Origin of the sequence: Saprospira grandis str. Lewin, from assembly GCF_000250635.1 — a bacterium.
GTDB lineage: Bacteria > Bacteroidota > Bacteroidia > Chitinophagales > Saprospiraceae > Saprospira > Saprospira grandis.
This window is the reverse complement of record NC_016940.1, coordinates 2,355,435-2,371,543: the sequence shown is the minus strand read 5'-3', so window position 1 is coordinate 2,371,543 and position 16,109 is coordinate 2,355,435. Positions and strand designations below refer to the sequence as shown.

General features: G+C 46.6%; 13 protein-coding genes. 8 read left to right on the top strand and 5 right to left on the bottom strand.

Going from position 1 to position 16,109, the window contains the following annotated elements; all coding sequences use genetic code 11:
• Positions 1 to 694: 694 nt before the first annotated feature.
• Entirely contained in the window at positions 695 to 1,609 is a 915-nt protein-coding gene (locus SGRA_RS10575) for a DMT family transporter (protein ID WP_041329622.1), read from the bottom strand.
• Between the two features lie 93 nt (positions 1,610 to 1,702).
• Here SGRA_RS10575 and SGRA_RS10570 point away from each other — a divergent pair, with 93 nt between their 5' ends.
• The 4 genes from SGRA_RS10570 to SGRA_RS10555 all read left to right on the top strand — a co-directional run bounded on the left by SGRA_RS10570 (position 1,703) and on the right by SGRA_RS10555 (position 8,045).
• Positions 1,703 to 2,449, top strand: coding sequence for a CDP-alcohol phosphatidyltransferase family protein (locus tag SGRA_RS10570; RefSeq protein WP_015692670.1), 747 nt, complete (start codon positions 1,703 to 1,705; stop codon positions 2,447 to 2,449).
• A gap of 101 nt (positions 2,450 to 2,550) precedes the next feature.
• Positions 2,551 to 3,168 carry a type II toxin-antitoxin system toxin DNA ADP-ribosyl transferase DarT gene (gene darT / locus SGRA_RS10565; RefSeq protein ID WP_015692669.1) on the top strand — a complete coding sequence of 206 codons (618 nt, stop codon included), beginning with the start codon at positions 2,551 to 2,553 and terminating at the stop codon, positions 3,166 to 3,168.
• 31 nt (positions 3,169 to 3,199) lie between these two features.
• A complete protein-coding gene (gene darG, locus SGRA_RS10560; RefSeq protein ID WP_015692668.1) occupies positions 3,200 to 4,246 on the top strand; it encodes a type II toxin-antitoxin system antitoxin DNA ADP-ribosyl glycohydrolase DarG in 1,047 nt (348 codons plus the stop codon).
• Positions 4,247 to 4,541: 295 nt separating this feature from the next.
• Entirely contained in the window at positions 4,542 to 8,045 is a 3,504-nt protein-coding gene (locus SGRA_RS10555; RefSeq protein WP_015692667.1) for a hypothetical protein, read from the top strand.
• Here SGRA_RS10555 and SGRA_RS10550 read toward each other — a convergent pair.
• The gene (locus SGRA_RS10550) at positions 8,042 to 8,986 is read right to left on the bottom strand and encodes a CIS tube protein (RefSeq protein ID WP_015692666.1); all 945 of its coding nucleotides are present in this window, start codon (positions 8,984 to 8,986) and stop codon (positions 8,042 to 8,044) included. The two genes, SGRA_RS10555 and SGRA_RS10550, sit on opposite strands and share 4 nt — an antisense overlap.
• A 355-nt stretch (positions 8,987 to 9,341) precedes the next feature.
• Between SGRA_RS10550 and SGRA_RS10545 the strand changes: the two genes are divergently transcribed.
• Positions 9,342 to 10,025: a hypothetical protein gene (locus SGRA_RS10545; RefSeq protein WP_015692665.1), complete on the top strand. Its 684-nt coding sequence runs from the start codon at positions 9,342 to 9,344 to the stop codon at positions 10,023 to 10,025.
• A 171-nt stretch (positions 10,026 to 10,196) separates the two neighbouring features.
• Positions 10,197 to 10,475 carry a hypothetical protein gene (locus SGRA_RS10540; RefSeq protein ID WP_015692664.1) on the top strand — a complete coding sequence of 93 codons (279 nt, stop codon included), beginning with the start codon at positions 10,197 to 10,199 and terminating at the stop codon, positions 10,473 to 10,475.
• Here the strand turns inward: SGRA_RS10540 and SGRA_RS10535 are convergent.
• The gene (locus SGRA_RS10535; protein ID WP_015692663.1) at positions 10,455 to 11,672 is read right to left on the bottom strand and encodes an NRAMP family divalent metal transporter; all 1,218 of its coding nucleotides are present in this window, start codon (positions 11,670 to 11,672) and stop codon (positions 10,455 to 10,457) included. The genes SGRA_RS10540 and SGRA_RS10535 overlap by 21 nt on opposite strands.
• Positions 11,673 to 11,753: 81 nt before the next feature.
• Here SGRA_RS10535 and SGRA_RS10530 point away from each other — a divergent pair, with 81 nt between their 5' ends.
• A complete protein-coding gene (locus SGRA_RS10530) occupies positions 11,754 to 12,662 on the top strand; it encodes a DUF3137 domain-containing protein (RefSeq protein WP_015692662.1) in 909 nt (302 codons plus the stop codon).
• A gap of 269 nt (positions 12,663 to 12,931) precedes the next feature.
• On the opposite strand, the gene SGRA_RS10520 is transcribed toward SGRA_RS10530, so the two are convergent.
• Entirely contained in the window at positions 12,932 to 14,365 is a 1,434-nt protein-coding gene (locus tag SGRA_RS10520) for a glucosaminidase domain-containing protein (RefSeq protein WP_015692661.1), read from the bottom strand.
• A 285-nt stretch (positions 14,366 to 14,650) separates the two neighbouring features.
• Here SGRA_RS10520 and SGRA_RS10515 point away from each other — a divergent pair, with 285 nt between their 5' ends.
• Positions 14,651 to 14,995 (top strand): hypothetical protein, encoded by a 345-nt coding sequence (locus SGRA_RS10515; RefSeq protein WP_015692660.1) that lies wholly within the window; start codon positions 14,651 to 14,653, stop codon positions 14,993 to 14,995.
• A gap of 323 nt (positions 14,996 to 15,318) precedes the next feature.
• Here the strand turns inward: SGRA_RS10515 and SGRA_RS10505 are convergent, their stop codons facing one another.
• On the bottom strand, positions 15,319 to 15,732 hold the full coding sequence (locus SGRA_RS10505; protein WP_015692658.1) for a DUF1573 domain-containing protein: 414 nt from the start codon (positions 15,730 to 15,732) through the stop codon (positions 15,319 to 15,321).
• Positions 15,733 to 16,109: the final 377 nt, after the last annotated feature.

Here is a 16,109-nt window from a genome sequence, read left to right as displayed (position 1 = left end):
ATCTGCAGTTGCAAAACGGCTCTGGCGTGACGCCAGAGCTAATCTGCAGTTGCAAAACACCTCTGGCGTGGCGCCGGAGCTAATCTGCAGTTGCAAAACACCTCTGGCGTGGCGCCGGAGCTAATCTGCAGTTGCAAAACGCCTCTGGCGTGGCGCCAGAGCTAATTTGCAGTTTACAAATCCCTCCGGGCGTATCTATAATCTCCTATCTTTTTTTCCTGGACCGACCCTACTACAGTTTAGGGATAGGCGCTTAGGAGCGAAATATGGAAGGCGGCTGTATTTTGGGCCAAATATCCTGCAGCCTAAAGGCCTACTGGGCCGAGCTGTAGGTTGAAACCTACAGCCAATTAACGAATGCAATTTAATATAGTATGGAAGGTTAAAACCTTCCATAAACAAACATCTTCTAGGCTGCCTAAATCATAAATGAAGCAGTTCTGAGGGCCGTTAAAAGCGGTAGAGGATTTTAATCCTCTCCGCACTATAGATGTAGCATATAATTGTTGTATGGCTGTAGGTTTCAACCTACAGAGCACAGATAGCAGGCGGCGAAGCCGCCGCAGGCCTAGCGATGCGAAAGGGGGCGGCGCAGCCGCAGACCAAGGCCGTCAGGCCGCAGGGCCGAGCAGACCTGCGAGCCCTGAAGCGTAGCGCCGCAAGGCGAAGCCGCAGCGGAGGCCCCAAAAAAACACTAAACTGCCTCCTCTTGTAATTTGGGTTTCCTCTTCTTATAAGAGATCAGGAAGAGGCCAGAGAAAATGAAGGCGGCAGAGATAAAAAGAGCGGGCCGCAGCTCATCGGCAGCGAGGAGAATAGCGACCAAAGCGGCCAGAAGGGGTTGCAAATAGATATAGCTACTGACCACCGAGGCGGGCAGGCGTTGCAGGGCCCAAGCATTGAGCAGATAAGCCAGAAAAGTTACGCCGATGAGGACAAAAGCCAGCACCGCCCATATTTCTGCAGACAACTGACTGTAGGGAATGGCCAGTGCGCCGGGGCCGCCAAAGGGCAAAACATAAAGACAGCCAAACAGAAAGACCCATTTGAGCAGCGTAATAGCTTGATACTTTTGGGTCAGGGGTTTAATCATAATCAGGTAAATCGAGTAGGCTACCGCATTGCCCCCGATCAACAAATTGCCCAGCAGGGGGTTTCTAGCCTTAAAAGCGGCAGAACTACCCGTATTGAGAATCAGGTAAGCAGCACCGATAACCCCTAGAACAATTCCGATAATCTTCAGGCTATTGAGCTGCTCGCCGAGAAAGAACACCGAAAACAAAAGGACCACAATGGGGGCCGTCAGCATAATAAGTGAGGCGCTAATCGGGCTAGTCATTTCTAGTCCCTTAAAAAAGAGTAATTGATTACAGGCCACCCCAAAAGCGGAAGCAATAGCTAGGCGGAAGATATCGGCCTTAGCGACCTTTTCCCTAAGCCAAAAGCTAGTGATCCAAAACAGCAGGCTAGCGGCCAGGACCCTAAGCATAATAAAGGCGGCGGGGGGAATTGGATCGGGCATAGCGATCTTGGCGATAGAATAGTTTGCGCCATACAAAAGGGCTACGGTAAAGAGAGCCAAATGGGCGGCGAGAAGGCGAGAAGGCATAAACAAAGGTTTTGGATGCGGCAAAAAATTGCGCAAAGCTAGATGTTTTTTCTGCTATCTTTGTCCTTCCTCTTCTTATCAAAATGTTAGTTTATGTGGAGCAAAATCAAGCAACAAATACCCAATTCGGTCACTTTATTGAATGCCTGGGCGGGAGCGGCGGCTATTATCAGTCTATTTTCTGGGCAGTGGGAGGTCTTGCCCTACTGTCTCTTGCTCTCCCTAATAGCTGACTTTGGAGATGGCTTATTGGCTCGTTTACTCAAGGCGCAATCGCCATTGGGCAAAGAGCTCGACTCTTTAGCGGACCTGATTTCCTTTGGTTTTTTTCCGGCTGCCATGTTATATCAGCTCTTCATGCAAGCCTTGGGGCTGCCAGAGGGATTGCAATGGGGGCAGCGGGAGAGCTACCTGCTCTTATTGCCTTTTTTGTTGCTCTTGTTTTCGGCCCTGCGTTTGGCCAAATTCAATACGGATAGTCGGCAATCCGAAAGCTTTATTGGTTTGAACACCCCGGCCACCACCCTTTTTGTCTTTGGTTACTTTTGGAGCGTACAGCAGCAGCTCTATGGATTGGAGCAATACTTACTTTGGCCCCCCTTGCTCTATGGTTTGCTGGCCTTGCTTTGCTACCTCCTCATTGCGGAGATCCCCTTGCTCAGCTTCAAGTTTAAGTCCTTGGCTTGGCGGCCCAACCGTTGGCGTTTTCTGCTCATCTTGGGTCTTTTGCCCTTGCTCATCTTTTTGCCTTTGGGCTTGGCCCTGCCTGCGGGGATAGTGCTCTATTTGTTGTTGTCGGTGGGGGCTATTGTGGTAGGGGACTTGCGCTTGGGGGAGTAGGGATGTGGGAAGGTAGGAACAACTACTTAATTTATAAGGAATTAAGCATTATATTGAGTGTATTTCTGATTAACTTGAGGAAACTCAAAAAATGGCTACTTTTGCAAACTAATATTCCAATTTTCAGGATGGTCCATATTGATAATATTCCACATATAATCAAATATGGGATTACCCATAAAAACTCGATCAACAGCAACCCTAATTATAGGGCTATTGGTGCATTAGATATAATTAGCCGCCGAGCGACCAAAGTTTGCCCTAGGGGACATACATTAGACGACTATATTCCTTTTTATTTCTGGTATAGGTCGCCAATGCTTTATGCCATACAAAATCAATATGGCAACACAGCTCCCACTCCAACAGAAGATATCATTTACATCATAGTGCGGCTTCCTCAAATCATAGGATCGACCCTAAGCTACCTTTTCACTGATGCTCATGCGATTAGCCCTTTCAGCAGGTTTTACGATGCTTCCGACATCAATAATATTGAGGAGAAATTAAATTGGAAAGCAATTAAAAACCCATCTTGGGGTGGTGAAGAAAACAGCTTTTTACGTTTAAAGAAACAGGCAGAGTTTTTAGTCTATGGAGATATCCCCTATCATTTGATTGCGGGCTTTGTAGTTTATAACCAAAAAAGTAAGGAGCGATTAACTAACTTTGGCGTTGCTGAAGCTCAAATTGCAGTAAGACCCCATTACTATTTTTAAATCTCCTTCATTAAGGATAAAATCATACACTATGGTAGAAGAAATAAGCGGCAACTTGCTAGACAGTCCAGCTCAAGCCATCGTGAATACGGTTAACACAGTTGGGGTTATGGGAAAAGGGATTGCCTTACAGTTCAAGAAGAAATACCCTCTAAACTTCAAAGCATATAAAGCGGCCTGTGCAAAAGGAGAAGTTGTTATTGGAAAAATGTTCATTACGAGAGAAGGCGATTTACTATCCCCTAGTAAAATCATTATTAACTTCCCTACAAAAACTACTTGGCAAGCCCCCTCTGAGTATAGCTACATCCAAAAAGGATTAGAAGATCTAAGGCGTTATATTATATCTGAAGGGATTCAGTCAATTGCAATTCCTGCATTGGGCGCTGGAAATGGAGGCCTAAACTGGGCAAGCGTAAAGCAGCTAATTTTGGACGAGCTAAAAGAGCTAGACTGCAAAATTTATCTTTATGCCCCTAATTATAGCGTAAAGGAAAGATCAGTAAAAAAACAAGTTAAGCTTACTCCTGCCAGAGCTATGTTACTAGCTATTTTATATGATTTGGTGAAAGAGGGAGAGTTTGTTTCGGAGTTTGCTGGAGAAAAAGCCGCTTATTTCTTAAAGCGTTTTGGAGGCGACAAAGCATTCAAAAACCTAGAGTATAAGCCCCATTTCTATGGACCATACTCTGCAAAGGTCAATCATGTTTTGCACTATCTCAATGGTAGTTATATTAAAGGCTACTACAGCAAAGAACAAAAACCCTTTGAGGAAATTGGTCTTATCATGGAAGCCGAAAAGAATGTGACTCACTACCTCGCCCGAGCAGAGCACAGCAGCTATCTAGCTATTGTCGAAAAAACAAAGCACTTTTTGTCTGGCTTTTACTCTTCCTTTGGACTTGAGCTGCTCTCTAGTATTGACTACATTTGTAAAGATGACCATCAATTTGATTTAAAGAAAATTAAAACGACCTTACAATCATGGAATCGCAGAAAAGCAGCCCTTTTTTCTGATGACCATTCCCTTAAGGTGGCAATTAAACACCTTCGTGAGTCAGCACTCTATAGCTCCTAAGTTTTTCATTATATATTTTTGGGGCCTTACTCCTTACAGTCGTTGAAGACGGCCTGCAGCCTTATTGTCCGCCTTTGGTGGGCGATATGGTTCGCAGCTCGCTCTCGGCCCTCTGCCGCTTATCAGCGGCTTGGTCTGGCCTATGGTCATGGCGGCAGGCTAACAGACAGTTGACCTCTCTATAGATCTAAGTTTCCCCAGGGAAGAAGCCCCCAGCTTCTTCCCTTTCTCTTTCCCTCACCAGCCAAAAGCAGTAGTTTAGCGTTATCTTAAAGAACACCAAAACGCCATACTTTTGCGCTTACTGCTTTTATTTTGCGGTCTTTTCTTTTTTGGGCAGCTTGGGGCGCAGACATTGCCCCAGCTAGATAGTTTGCAACAACAGCAGTTGCGGCAGTCGGATTGTTATGTCTTGGCGGATAGTATACTGCTTGATAGTTTATGGGTCTTGCCGGGCAGTTTACATTGGCGGGGGCAGCCTTTGGCGGATAGTTTATATCGACTGCAAGGCAGTTATTTTTTCCCCAAGGGAGAATTATTGCAGCAAGACAGTCTTTGTTTGAGCTATAAGCGCTTGCCCTTGCCCATTCACCGCAGGCGGGAGCGAAAAGATCGGCGATTGTTACAGCCTAAAATGCAGTTGGGAGAAGATATCGTTTTGGGCCAATCCTATGGCTATCAGGTACAGCGGCAGGGCGGCAAAGAAGGCGATCTGAAGGGCTTGGATTATAATGGCAGCTTTGCGAGGGGAATTTCCTTGGGGAATCAGCAAGACCTCATCCTTAATTCTAGCTTCAATCTACAATTGGCGGGAGAAGTTGGGGGCGTAGAGATTACGGGGGCTTTATCGGATAATAACATTCCGGTCCAAGCCGAGGGCAATAGCCAAGAGCTGCAAGATTTTGATCGGGTGTTCATTAAGTTCAAGGTAGATGAACATTACCTTTTGGCTGGGGATTATGATTTGGAGCAGCCCAAAAACAGCTACTTCCTCAATCATTTCAAGCGTTTGCAGGGGGGACAAATTGGGAGTTCGGGCCAACTGAAATCTGGGGCAAAATGGGGGGGACAAGGCAGTTTTGCCATTTCTAGAGGAACCTTTGCCCGCAATAGTTTTATGGGGCAAGAGGGCAATCAAGGGCCCTATCGTTTAGAGGGTAATGATGGCGAGCAATTACTGATTATACTGGCGGGAAGTGAGCGCGTATTTATTGATGGGCAGCAACTAGAAAGGGGTTCTGATAGAGATTATACGATTGATTATAATTTGGGCGAAATCCAATTTACCAATAAAGTCCTCATCACAAAAGACAAGCGCATACAGGTCGAGTTTAGCTATTCGGACCTAGAATACCTCCGCAGCATTGCCGCAATTAATGGCCATTACGAAGACAAAAAATGGGGGCTGCGCTTTTTTCACTATCAAGAGCAAGATGCCAAAAACCAACCCACCAATCCCCTAAGTGATTCGGCCCAAGCCAGCTTGAGTCGAGCCGGGGACCAAACCGCCCAAATATGGGGCGGCCAAAGCATTAATGAAGCAGATGGATTATCGGGCTTGGTGGCTTACCAGCTTATCGATACAGTTGTTCATGGGATCAGCTATGATTCGGTTTTGGTTTATGCTAGCAGCAATGCTAGTGATAGTAGTTTCTATTCGGTCAGTTTTCGGGCAGTAAGCCAGGGCGGCGATTATATTCGGGAAGAGGGACAAATTAATGGCAGCGTATATATTTGGATTGCTCCTGATCCCATCACGGGACAGAGCCGCGGGCAATATGCGCCTCTGAGGCTGCTCAAGGCACCAGAAAAGAAGCAGCTATCAGAAATTAGTAGCTATTATAATATTGGAGAAAGGGGGCAATTAATGGCCAATCTAGCGATTAGTCAAGAGGACCTCAACCGCTTTTCTAATATAGACAATGAAGATAATCAGGGTTTGGCTTTGCGGCTAAGCTATCAGCAAGAATTGAGTTTGGGCTATCGGCTAAAAGTGGATAGCCAGCGGGTGGACACCCTCCGCAGGAGCCTAGGCATCAACGCCCATTATGAACAGCTCAGCACGAACTTTAAAACGATAGAGCCCTATCGGAATCGGGAATTTAGTCGAGATTGGGGACTAGATAGCAGCAGCAGCCAAGAACAACTCTTTTGGCTGGACCTAAATGCCCAACAGCAGGGATTAGGAAATATCAGCTACAAACTAAGTGGCCTGCTTAGAGATAGCAGTCAAAACTGGCAACAGAGCGCAAGCCTGCAGCTTCAGCATAAGGGCTGGGAGCTGACTGGCCAAGGCAGCTACCTTTCTCAATCCAATAGCCAGTTTTGGCGCCCTCGCCTACAATTAGGCTACCGCTTCCAAAAAGGCCTGCGCATTTCGGCCTACTATGAAGAAGAAAACAAACAACAACGGATTAATGGCGATAGCCTAGCGGCCAATAGCTTTCAGTATCAGCTCTATCGATTTAGTGCGGAGCTGCCTACTACAGAGCAGTTCTCGCTGAAGCTCTCGGCTAGTCAGCGGCTAGACCGCCTGCCTTTGGCGGAAACCCTAGTCGATGTGACCTTAGCCAAGGAGGCCCAACTACAGGGACATTGGCAGATGGGCCCCAAGCAAAACCTCAGCTTCAACCTCAATTATCGGCAGTTGATGGTCTTAGACAGCAGCCTGAGCAGCCAAGACCCAAAAAACACCTACTTGGGCCGCATTGCCTATGATGCCCAATGGAAAAAAGGCCTGATTAAATGGCAAACGATTTATGAATTAGGGGCTGGCCAAGAGCAAAAATATGCCTACAATTATTTGGAGGTGGACCAAGGACAAGGCACCCATATTTGGATTGACCGCAATGAAAACAGCATCCAAGAACAAGACGAATTTGAACAAGCCCCCTTTCAAGATCAGGCTAATTTTATTCAATTGCGTGTGCTCACTGGCGAGTTTGTCCGCGCCAATCAATTGGCCTTTAACCAGAGTATAGATATTGACCCCGCCCGCCTTTGGCGGGCGGCCAAAACAGGCCCAAAAAGCTGGCTCAAAAAAATCTCTAGCCGCTCTATTTATAAGATGGAACGCAAAACCCTGGCCCAAGAAGAACTGGCCGCCTTCAATCCCTTTGAACTCGATATTGCCGATAGTAGCCTGCTGTCTATCTCTTCCAATATGAGTAATGCCCTCTATTGGGACCGAAGAGGACGCAAGTTTCGCCTCATTTTACAACAAAGCGATAGCCGAAGCAAACGCTTCCTAAACCTTGGCTTCGATAGCCAACGAAAAACCAGCTATAGCTTTTCGAGCTGGTGGCAAATTAAGCCTTTTATCCGCCTAGAAACAGCCGCCCAGCTGGCCCAAAATGAAAACCGCTCCGATTTTTATAGCCAACGCAATTATTTACTCGATTCCTGGGAAGTTAGCCCCAAACTGAGCTACCTAAGAGGCAGCGACCTCCGCCTGAGCCTCTATTATCGCCAAAAGGATAGCGAGAACCGCCTAGGCATAGAAAAGGCCCAACTCCAAGAGCTGGGCCTAGAAGGCAAATGGTTTAGCAGCAAAGGAAAACGCAGAAATATCCGCATGAAACTCAGTTGGGTCGAGCTCCAGTATGAGGGCGAAGAAAATAGCCCTAGCCAATTTGCCCTGACGGAAGGCCTGCAAACGGGAAGTAATTTTTTATGGACCCTAGAACTCCAACAAGCTCTAAGCAAGTTTTTACAACTTTCGATTAGCTATGAAGGCCGAAAAACAGGCGAAGCCAAAATGGTCCACCTCGGTAGAATGCAACTCCGAGCTATTTTCTAAAGTGTCCGCCGATTGACCCGACGCATAGCCGCCGCCATCTCCCGACGCAAACGCTCCTTGGCCGCATCTCTGGCCGTTTTGCGTAGCTTGCGCCCCAACCGCCGCTTTTGTCGCCTCGATTTGGCCCAGTTTAATAAGACCCGCTTGGGCGGAATAAGCAAACGCCGCCCCACCGGCAACTCATACAAACTACTCAAACCATTGTACTGCGCCAACAATAAATAAAGCGCCAAACTCCCAAAATAACGCATCGAAATCTTCCCCAAATTATCCCCCTGCTGAATGTCGTGATACTCATATTTGACCAATTCTTGCCGCACCGCCGACTGCTCCCAGTTTTGCTGCTGCCGAAATGGCGAACGCCCCCAAAATGATAAACTCAACTCCGCCCGAATGGGCAAGCCCTCAAAGGAAAATAAAGAGTAATTGATGTCCATGGACGAAATAATGCAGTTGAAGGTGTGCGCACTGGCCTCCTTCCGAGAATCATTGCTGGGCAAAATCTCCCCCCACTCCAATTTTAAGTAGGCCGGCCCATTGGCCCAGTCATGATAATCATAAATCAACGCTTTTAAGGCCTTAATATAAGGCGCCACCGATGGCTTGTTGTCCTTGTTCTGCAAAAGCGCCTTGTCCTGCTGACTCCCCTGATGATAAACGCCCGTAGCATCTACCAAAATATTCGAAAACTTAATCTCCGGAATCATATACTCCGGACTGTTCCCCAGAACTTCCTTGGCCGCCTGCGCCTTCCTATCTGCCGAAGAAGCAGCCGTAGAAAGCTCTTCCGTGCTCGTTACCTTATAGGAAATATCAAAACTAGATGGGTTGATCGATAAATAAATTTGCCCAATATAACTGCTCTCATCATAATCGGCCAAAGCGTAGGCCTTTATGCAAAGCTTGCTCATGGCGGTCCCCGCCGGAAATGGTCGCTGCATATAGCTTGTCTTTAAATGTAAAATTGTTTACATTAAAGATATAACTACATATTTACAAAAACAACTTTGTACGTATGTTTTTTTCTTTTCTTATTTTGGGGCCTCCGCTGCGGCTTCGCCTTGCGGCGCTACGTTTCGCAGCTCGCAGGTCTGCTCGGCCCTGCAGCGCTAAAGCGCTTTGGTCTGGCCTGCGGCCACTGCTGCACATCGCTAGGCCAGGCGGGCTGCGCCCGCCTCTGCACATCGGTTACTCCCTTCGGTCGTCGAACTGCGCCCTAAAGGGCTTGTTGTGGCCAGGCGGGCTGCGCCCGCCTTCTGGACCTAAAATTGCGTTTTTTTGCCAAAACCTTTATCTATGAATCATTATGCTTTTTTTCTTCTCGCCTTCTTTTCTTTGGGCCTTTTTAGTTGCTCGGACCAATTGGCCAAAAGCTATACGGTAGCCGAATTACTAGATAATCAGCAGAATCATTTGCAGTTGCCCCTAGAGCAAAATCCCGATCTGCTTTTGCTTTGCCAAGAACTAGACGAAACGGATATTCCAGGCATTAAAAACCGTTTAGAGCGGCCAGGCATTCAGGAGCTAGAGGCCAGTTTTGCCCTTTATTTTTTGGGCCAAAAATATTTTCAGCAAGATTCTTTTGAGCAAGGACTTGCTATTATGGAAAAAGTGGCCGAAAATTATCTCAATCCCTTGGCTTTCACTCGTCTTATGCTGCTGCATAAAACAGACCCAAGTCGTTTTGCCCAATTGCCTGCCGGCCAGGGCCAGGGATTCCAACCCGATATGGCCAAGGCCCATTATTATTTACATGCCGCCCTCAATTCGGCCATCTTCATGATGGAGCGCTTTAATGACCGTGGCCCAGTAGATGATGTCAATCGCTACGCCCAGGGCTTTATCCAAATTTTGGAAGAAGGCGATAGCAGCCAGCTCCGCGGCCTCAACCTAGAAGCTGCAGAGGCCAAAATGAAAGCCGAACTCCCTCAATTAGAAGCTAAATTTGAAGCCCTCTACCCTGCTCCCCCCGCCAGCTAACTGCGGCCTTGGCCGCAGCTTTGTCGAGCCGGCCTAGCGATGTGGCGGGGTGGCCGAAGGCCAGACCAAGCCAGCAAAGCTGGCGAAGGGCCGAGCGAATAGCGAGCCCCAGAACGTAGCGCCTGCCGAAGGCAGGAGGCCCCTAAAAAAAATCATTAGAAAAACAGAATCGTGAAATACAACAAAACCACCTTAAAAAAATTGGAAGAGCTGCTCAAGGCGGCAGATTATCGGATTCGCTATGAAAAGGGCCAGTTTCAGTCGGGCTATTGCCTGGTTAAGCAGCAGCGGCAAATTGTGATGAATAAATTCTACACCACCGAGGCCCGCATTCAGTCTTTGCTTGATATTTTGGCCCAAGTTGGTTTGTCTGAAGAGATAGAACTTTCGGAAAATTTGCAAAAATTCTGGACCCAATTGCTGCCCATTTTAGCCCAACAAAGAGAATAAATAGAGGCCACAGAAAAGCAGGAGGAAGCCCCCAGCGAAGTAGGCTAAATAGCGAAATTTTGGGCTAGGTGCATCTGCTTTGGGTAGTCCAAAAGCGAGGCGACTATTGGCCCAGGCAAAAAATGGCGTACTGAGAAAAGAAAGGGCGGTGGCAATAAAAATGAGCTGGCCCATAGCCTGCAAAAAGGCAAAAATGATGAGCAAAGCGCCCCCAATCAAAATGCCTATCCAGAGCCCCTGCCGATGCCAAAAAGGCTGCTTTGGGAAGGCCAAATTCATCGCTTGGGCCATGGTTCGGCTCAGGGCATCTAGGCAGGTAATTAGGGTGCTAAACATGCAAATAAAGGCGGCCCAGCTGACCCAAAGGGCGGCCCAAGGGCCCAGCGCGGCCTCATAAACCTTGAGCAACTGCTGGGCAAAGGCGACCGCCTTTTGGGGAAAATCGCTACCGCCCAGCAAAATGGCGCCCAAAGCCATAAAACAGATGGCTAAAAACACACTCACTCCATAGCCTAATTGGAAATCAAACTGGGCCTCTTTCCAGCCAAAATCGGCTTGATTTTTCTTCTTTTCTAGGGTCCAGATAGACTGCCAGACCGACAGATCTAGAGGGGCTGGCATCCAGCCCACAAAAGCAATAATAAAGGCCAAATGGCCCGCTTCTAGAGAGAAAAATGGGATATAATCTATCTCGGGCAAAGGTCGAAAAAGCAGGCGAATCAGGGCCAAAAGCGTTAGCATAGAGAGCGAAAAGACCATATACTTCATCAATTGGTCTAGCAGTTTATATCGGCCCAACAAAAGAACGGCTGCGGCAAAAAGCAAGAGGCCCGCCGACATATAAAGCGGTTGGTTGAGGCCAAAAATGGGGCCTGCCAAGGCGGCAGAGACAAAACTGACCGCTGCCTGCACGCTAAACATGGTCCCTAAAGTAAGTCCAATAAAAAGCAAAAGCACCCATTGGCCCAGCTCTTGGTAGCCTTGCAAAAGAGTTTTGCCTGTTTTTTGGGCATAGCGCAGGGCAAATTCAAAGAAGGGATATTTGGCCAAATTGGCCAGAAAGAGCAGCCAAAGCAGCCCAAAGCCATATTGCCCACCAGCTTGAGTAGAAAGGACCAAATGCGAAACGCCGATAGCTGCAGCGGCAAAGAGTAAACCGGGCCCCAGCCGCCCCCAAGCTTTGGATAGATTTTGCATAAAATAGCGCGGAATATCAAAATAAAAGGGGAAGATACTTATTTTTGACTGATTCGGGCAAGCCTTTTACTCGCTAGACCAATGCAAGACCTCAAAGAATTTCGCCGCTACTACAACAATCATCTGCATGCTGATTTGCAAGCATTTGAGCGGCAGCGCTGGGCCCTTATCATTAGCATTGGGCTGGCCATATTCCTTGCCTTGGGCTTAGTCTTGGCGGTTTTGGCCTTTGAGCTCTTCCCTATTATTTTCCTGCTCATTTTGCCCTATTGGTTTATTTACAACTTTTTTCTGCGTTGGATAGAGCGTTTCAAGGCCCGTTTTAAGCCCTTGGTGGTGCAGTCTATTTTGCAATTTATAGACCCTCGTTTGCGCTACTATCATAAGGATTTTATACCCAAGGATAGTTTTAATCGGGCGCATATCTTCCCTTTCAACCCTCATATTTATAGCGGCGAGGACTATATTATGGGCAAAATTGGGGAAGTTTATTTTGAGATGTGCGAGCTCAAGGTCATGCATACTTCAGATGTGACGGACCGTTTAGAGAGCTGGCTCAATGGGGTCTTTTTTCACACCAAATTCAACTTTCGGGCAGAGGGGCAGATGGTCATTATTCCGAGGGTGCAGGCCCAAAAATTCATTCGGACCTTCAAGCGGCTCACCCGTTATGGCGGCTATGAGCTCAAGGATACGGGCAACCCTCGTTTTGATGAGGATTTCCTGGTCTATATTGATCGAAAAATGAAGTATGAGGACATTTTGACGCCTGAGCTGCTCAACACCCTCAATAGCTATCATGAGCGTTCTGGCCAAGAGATTTATGCCTCTTTTATGGGCAGTCATTTTTATTTGGCCGTGGCTGAGCCCTATGAACTACTCGATGCGCATCTATTTAGCACCAATGTCGATTTTGAGCTAATTTCGGCCTATTATGAAGAGCTATTTGTCTTCACCCAATTGGTAGAAGATTTTGATTTGCGTCACTAATTTTAGTTTGGGGCTGCCCACTCGCTTCGCTCGGGTCGGGCTCTGCCGTGGCTCGCAGGTCTGCTCGGCCCTGCGGGGCTTTCGCTTCGCTTCAGCCCCTTGGTCTGCGGCTTCGCCGCCCCACTTTCCATCCCTCAGCCGATGCAGGCTAAAGCCTGCAAAGCGGTAGGCTTCGCCTCTTTTCATTTGGCGGCTTTGCCGCCTAGCTGGAGCAAAAAAGCGCCTTTCTTAAAGAAGAAAGGCGCTTTTTTTTTGAGTTATTGGGCCAATTATTTTTTGGCACCTCCCCCACCGAAGAGGTCTACATTAGGTTGGTTTTCGCCAACTTGGTAAGGATTTGCTCCACGGAGAGCGGGTTTATTGTCGCAGGTTTCATTAAGGAAAATAAACTCATTCACGGCGGGTTCTTCTCCTTCTTCTAGGCGGTTTCGTTTATACAATTTAGACAACTTAATTCCGTAAAGCTGAGAAATGGTATACATACTTTCGCCCTCATTGACTTTATGAGGTCCTTTCTCATCTTCCACCATATTGCCCTTTGCTTCTAGATAAATATAGCAATTGGGGGGCAAGTTATCTTCCTCTCCCATAGAGAGGTCATTGTAGCGGCGCAGGCTCTTGAGCTCTAATTGATGTTCTTGAGCAATATCGTCTAGAGTCATGCCTTCGCGTAAGGTAGTTGCTCGGCGGCTATTTTTGTAGAAAATCCCTTTTTGGTTATGATGTTGGGTCGGGAAAATCACCAACTGTTTTTTCAGACCGGTTTCGGGATCAAAATAATCGCGGAAGGGGTCTAGAGTAAGCATTTGGCGTTGGATACTGCTCACCGTATTCAGTTCGATTTGCAATTCCTCAATCACCTCTTTTTGCTCCTCTAGGGCGGTACCTACATAGTTAATTTTACCATTTAGGCGATCGTCGCGCTTAGCCATTTGGCCAATTTGGCGATTCATTTCTTTTAGTTGGACCTGTAGTTCTATTTGATGAGCCAAAGCTTGTTGCAAGCTATTTTCTAAGCGTTCTACACGATTTCGGACCGTAGAGAGGTCTTCGCCCATATCCAAGTTAGGATCGGCACGATAGGCGTTTAGATCTGTATTAGAGGGCAATTGGTACTGTGTAGAAACTCTATCATATTTAGCTAAATCAAATTTCTCAATCACATCAATTAGCTTATTGGCATAATTGACATCTGTGGCATAATTGGCTTCTTTTAGGCCCTTGGCCCAAAAGCGGTAATCCATATTTCTGGCGGCAAAAAGCGTTCGATATGGTTTACGAGAATAGAGAAAGTTAGTGTGGTCCTTATAAGAGTCCTCAACAGATTCGTAGGCACGGAAACAGGCCATTTCGGTTCTTTGGGTACCGTAGGCTGTTTGTTCTTGCGTATTTTTATAATAAGTAATGCCCGACCAATCTTTACCGCATTTGATTCCAAAGTGGTTATTGGCTTGGCGAGCAAGTTCGCTGCGGCCATAATTTGATTCCAGCATCCCTTGGGCTAAAGTAATACTAGCAGGAATACCACTGCGGTTCATTTCCTCAATGGCAATAGCTAAATAGCTGCGGATATAGGCTTGGGCTTTCAAGTTTTCCTCCTCTTGTTGCTCTAGGCAAAAAGGAGGGTCACTACTCTCTGCGGCAGAGAGTTGTGGGGCAGCACAAAGCAAGCCTAAACCAAGTAGTAAGGGTCTGAAAATCATATGCAAAACTTTGAGAAAGGGCCTAATTTATAAACGATTAGGCTACTTTCTAGCGTTAGAGAGTAAGTCAATCGCTAAAGAGTGAGTGCGATCTTGCGGTTTGAGGTAGTTGATTTTTCTGTCTGGACCTCGTAAAAGTAGCATTTTTTTGCTGCTTCTTAAAAATATAGTTAGTTTAATTTTAGTCACTTAGCTTTGTTAAAGGGGATTTTCCGCTTCAAAATTTTTTGTTAAATTTGGTATAAGCTTTGCCCAATAGGGGGCACACTATAAAACTTTTCGATTATGCAGTACATCCAAATTATCTTTTTCTTTTTTGTAGTCCAGCTGGCACTACAAGCCCAAACTGCAGAACAACTTGAATTTAAGATCAATCCGACTCAAAAAACCATTGAGGCGGTAGACAAAGGGAGTAAGCAAGCCTTAAATGATCAATTGGAGCTTGTTTCTGCCCAGATTGATATTTTTGATGCTAGTGGGGAGTATGCGGGTTCTATTGAGGTCAAGAGCTGGAATATTCCAGTAGATGAATTTGCACCCAATGAGCAGCTCAAGATTAGCCAGGCCAAAATAAAAGTAAAAGCTTCTGGCGAAACCCTAGCGATTAGTAATGCCCCTTTAAGTAGATAAGGCATTTAGTATAAATAAGTAACAACAAAAATGCGCTATATACACCATATAGCGCATTTTTTTTTCGATTTGGTCCTATTTGAGGCGCTCCGCCTCTTGGCCCGCAGGGCCAAAACGGCCCAGCGCTGCGCAGCCGTGGCGCGAAGCGCCAGACCCAGGAGCGAAGCGACGCAGGGCCGAGCAGACCTGCGAGCGGCGAAGCATAGCGGCGGCCGAGCTAGGCGGAGCCTAGCCAGCCGCGGGCCCCAAAATCAATACATAAAGGCATAAAAAAAGCCCCTATCAGAGATAGCGGCTTTCTTCATTATCTGTTCGGCTAGTGACTAGCGGTTGAACATATTTTCTTTGCTCTTGGGAGTGGGAGCAGCTTGTCGCTTCACTTCACCATAAATTTTTAGGCGAGTCGTGCTTTCATTTTTGGCGTTGGTCGTCAAGGTTACATATTTGGTAAAGGCACCTTGGCGGTTCGTGTCATACTTGACCTTAATCTCTGCGCTTTCGCCGGGCATGATGGGCTCTTTGGGATAGGTAGGCACCGTACAGCCGCAGCTTCCTTTGGCTTTGCTAATAATCAAGGGCGCATCGCCAGAGTTAGTAAATTTGAATAGGCGGACACCATTAGCCCCTTTCTCGATGCTGCCATAATTAACTTCTTTGGTCTCGAAATCAATGTTTTGTGCAAAAGAGCTACTGGCAAATAGAGCAACAAAGGCGAGACAAGCGAATAAGGTTTTCATATAATTCTCGATTTTAATTTAAGATGAGCAGAATGTTCAATACAATAGTAGGCTTTTTTTGGCAATTCTAGAAATCTGACTAACTAAAAGTTTAGTTAATGATTTATAAAAGTAGAATAGCCATTGATTTCTAGGGGTTCCAACTGCCGTGCCAAAGCCTTTTTTTTTGTAAACTCATTATTAAACTTCTTGTTTGTATAAGCGAAAAACTGGGGGGAATAGCTGCCTGCCTCCTTTTTTTTGTATTTTAAGGCCCAAACAACATCTTAACACAGCGGTCCTATTGCCTAGCTATTTAAGGCTTTAGGATGTCACAAAACAAGCAAAAATTTCGGCAAAACTGCCGACTTTAGCTGCTTGATTTTAGCATATTAAAT

Bases quoted from the DNA above. Each gene is read 5' to 3' on its own strand.
- SGRA_RS10535 (WP_015692663.1), bottom strand. From the start codon at position 11,672: ATGCAAAATCTATCCAAAGCTTGGGGGCGGCTGGGGCCCGGTTTACTC.
- SGRA_RS10545 (WP_015692665.1), top strand. From the start codon at position 9,342: ATGAATCATTATGCTTTTTTTCTTCTCGCCTTCTTTTCTTTGGGCCTT.
- SGRA_RS10575 (WP_041329622.1), bottom strand. From the start codon at position 1,609: ATGCCTTCTCGCCTTCTCGCCGCCCATTTGGCTCTCTTTACCGTAGCC.
- SGRA_RS10505 (WP_015692658.1), bottom strand. From the start codon at position 15,732: ATGAAAACCTTATTCGCTTGTCTCGCCTTTGTTGCTCTATTTGCCAGT.
- SGRA_RS10515 (WP_015692660.1), top strand. From the start codon at position 14,651: ATGCAGTACATCCAAATTATCTTTTTCTTTTTTGTAGTCCAGCTGGCA.
- SGRA_RS10530 (WP_015692662.1), top strand. From the start codon at position 11,754: ATGCAAGACCTCAAAGAATTTCGCCGCTACTACAACAATCATCTGCAT.
- SGRA_RS10520 (WP_015692661.1), bottom strand. From the start codon at position 14,365: ATGATTTTCAGACCCTTACTACTTGGTTTAGGCTTGCTTTGTGCTGCC.
- darG (WP_015692668.1), top strand. From the start codon at position 3,200: ATGGTAGAAGAAATAAGCGGCAACTTGCTAGACAGTCCAGCTCAAGCC.
- SGRA_RS10550 (WP_015692666.1), bottom strand. From the start codon at position 8,986: ATGCAGCGACCATTTCCGGCGGGGACCGCCATGAGCAAGCTTTGCATA.
- SGRA_RS10570 (WP_015692670.1), top strand. From the start codon at position 1,703: ATGTGGAGCAAAATCAAGCAACAAATACCCAATTCGGTCACTTTATTG.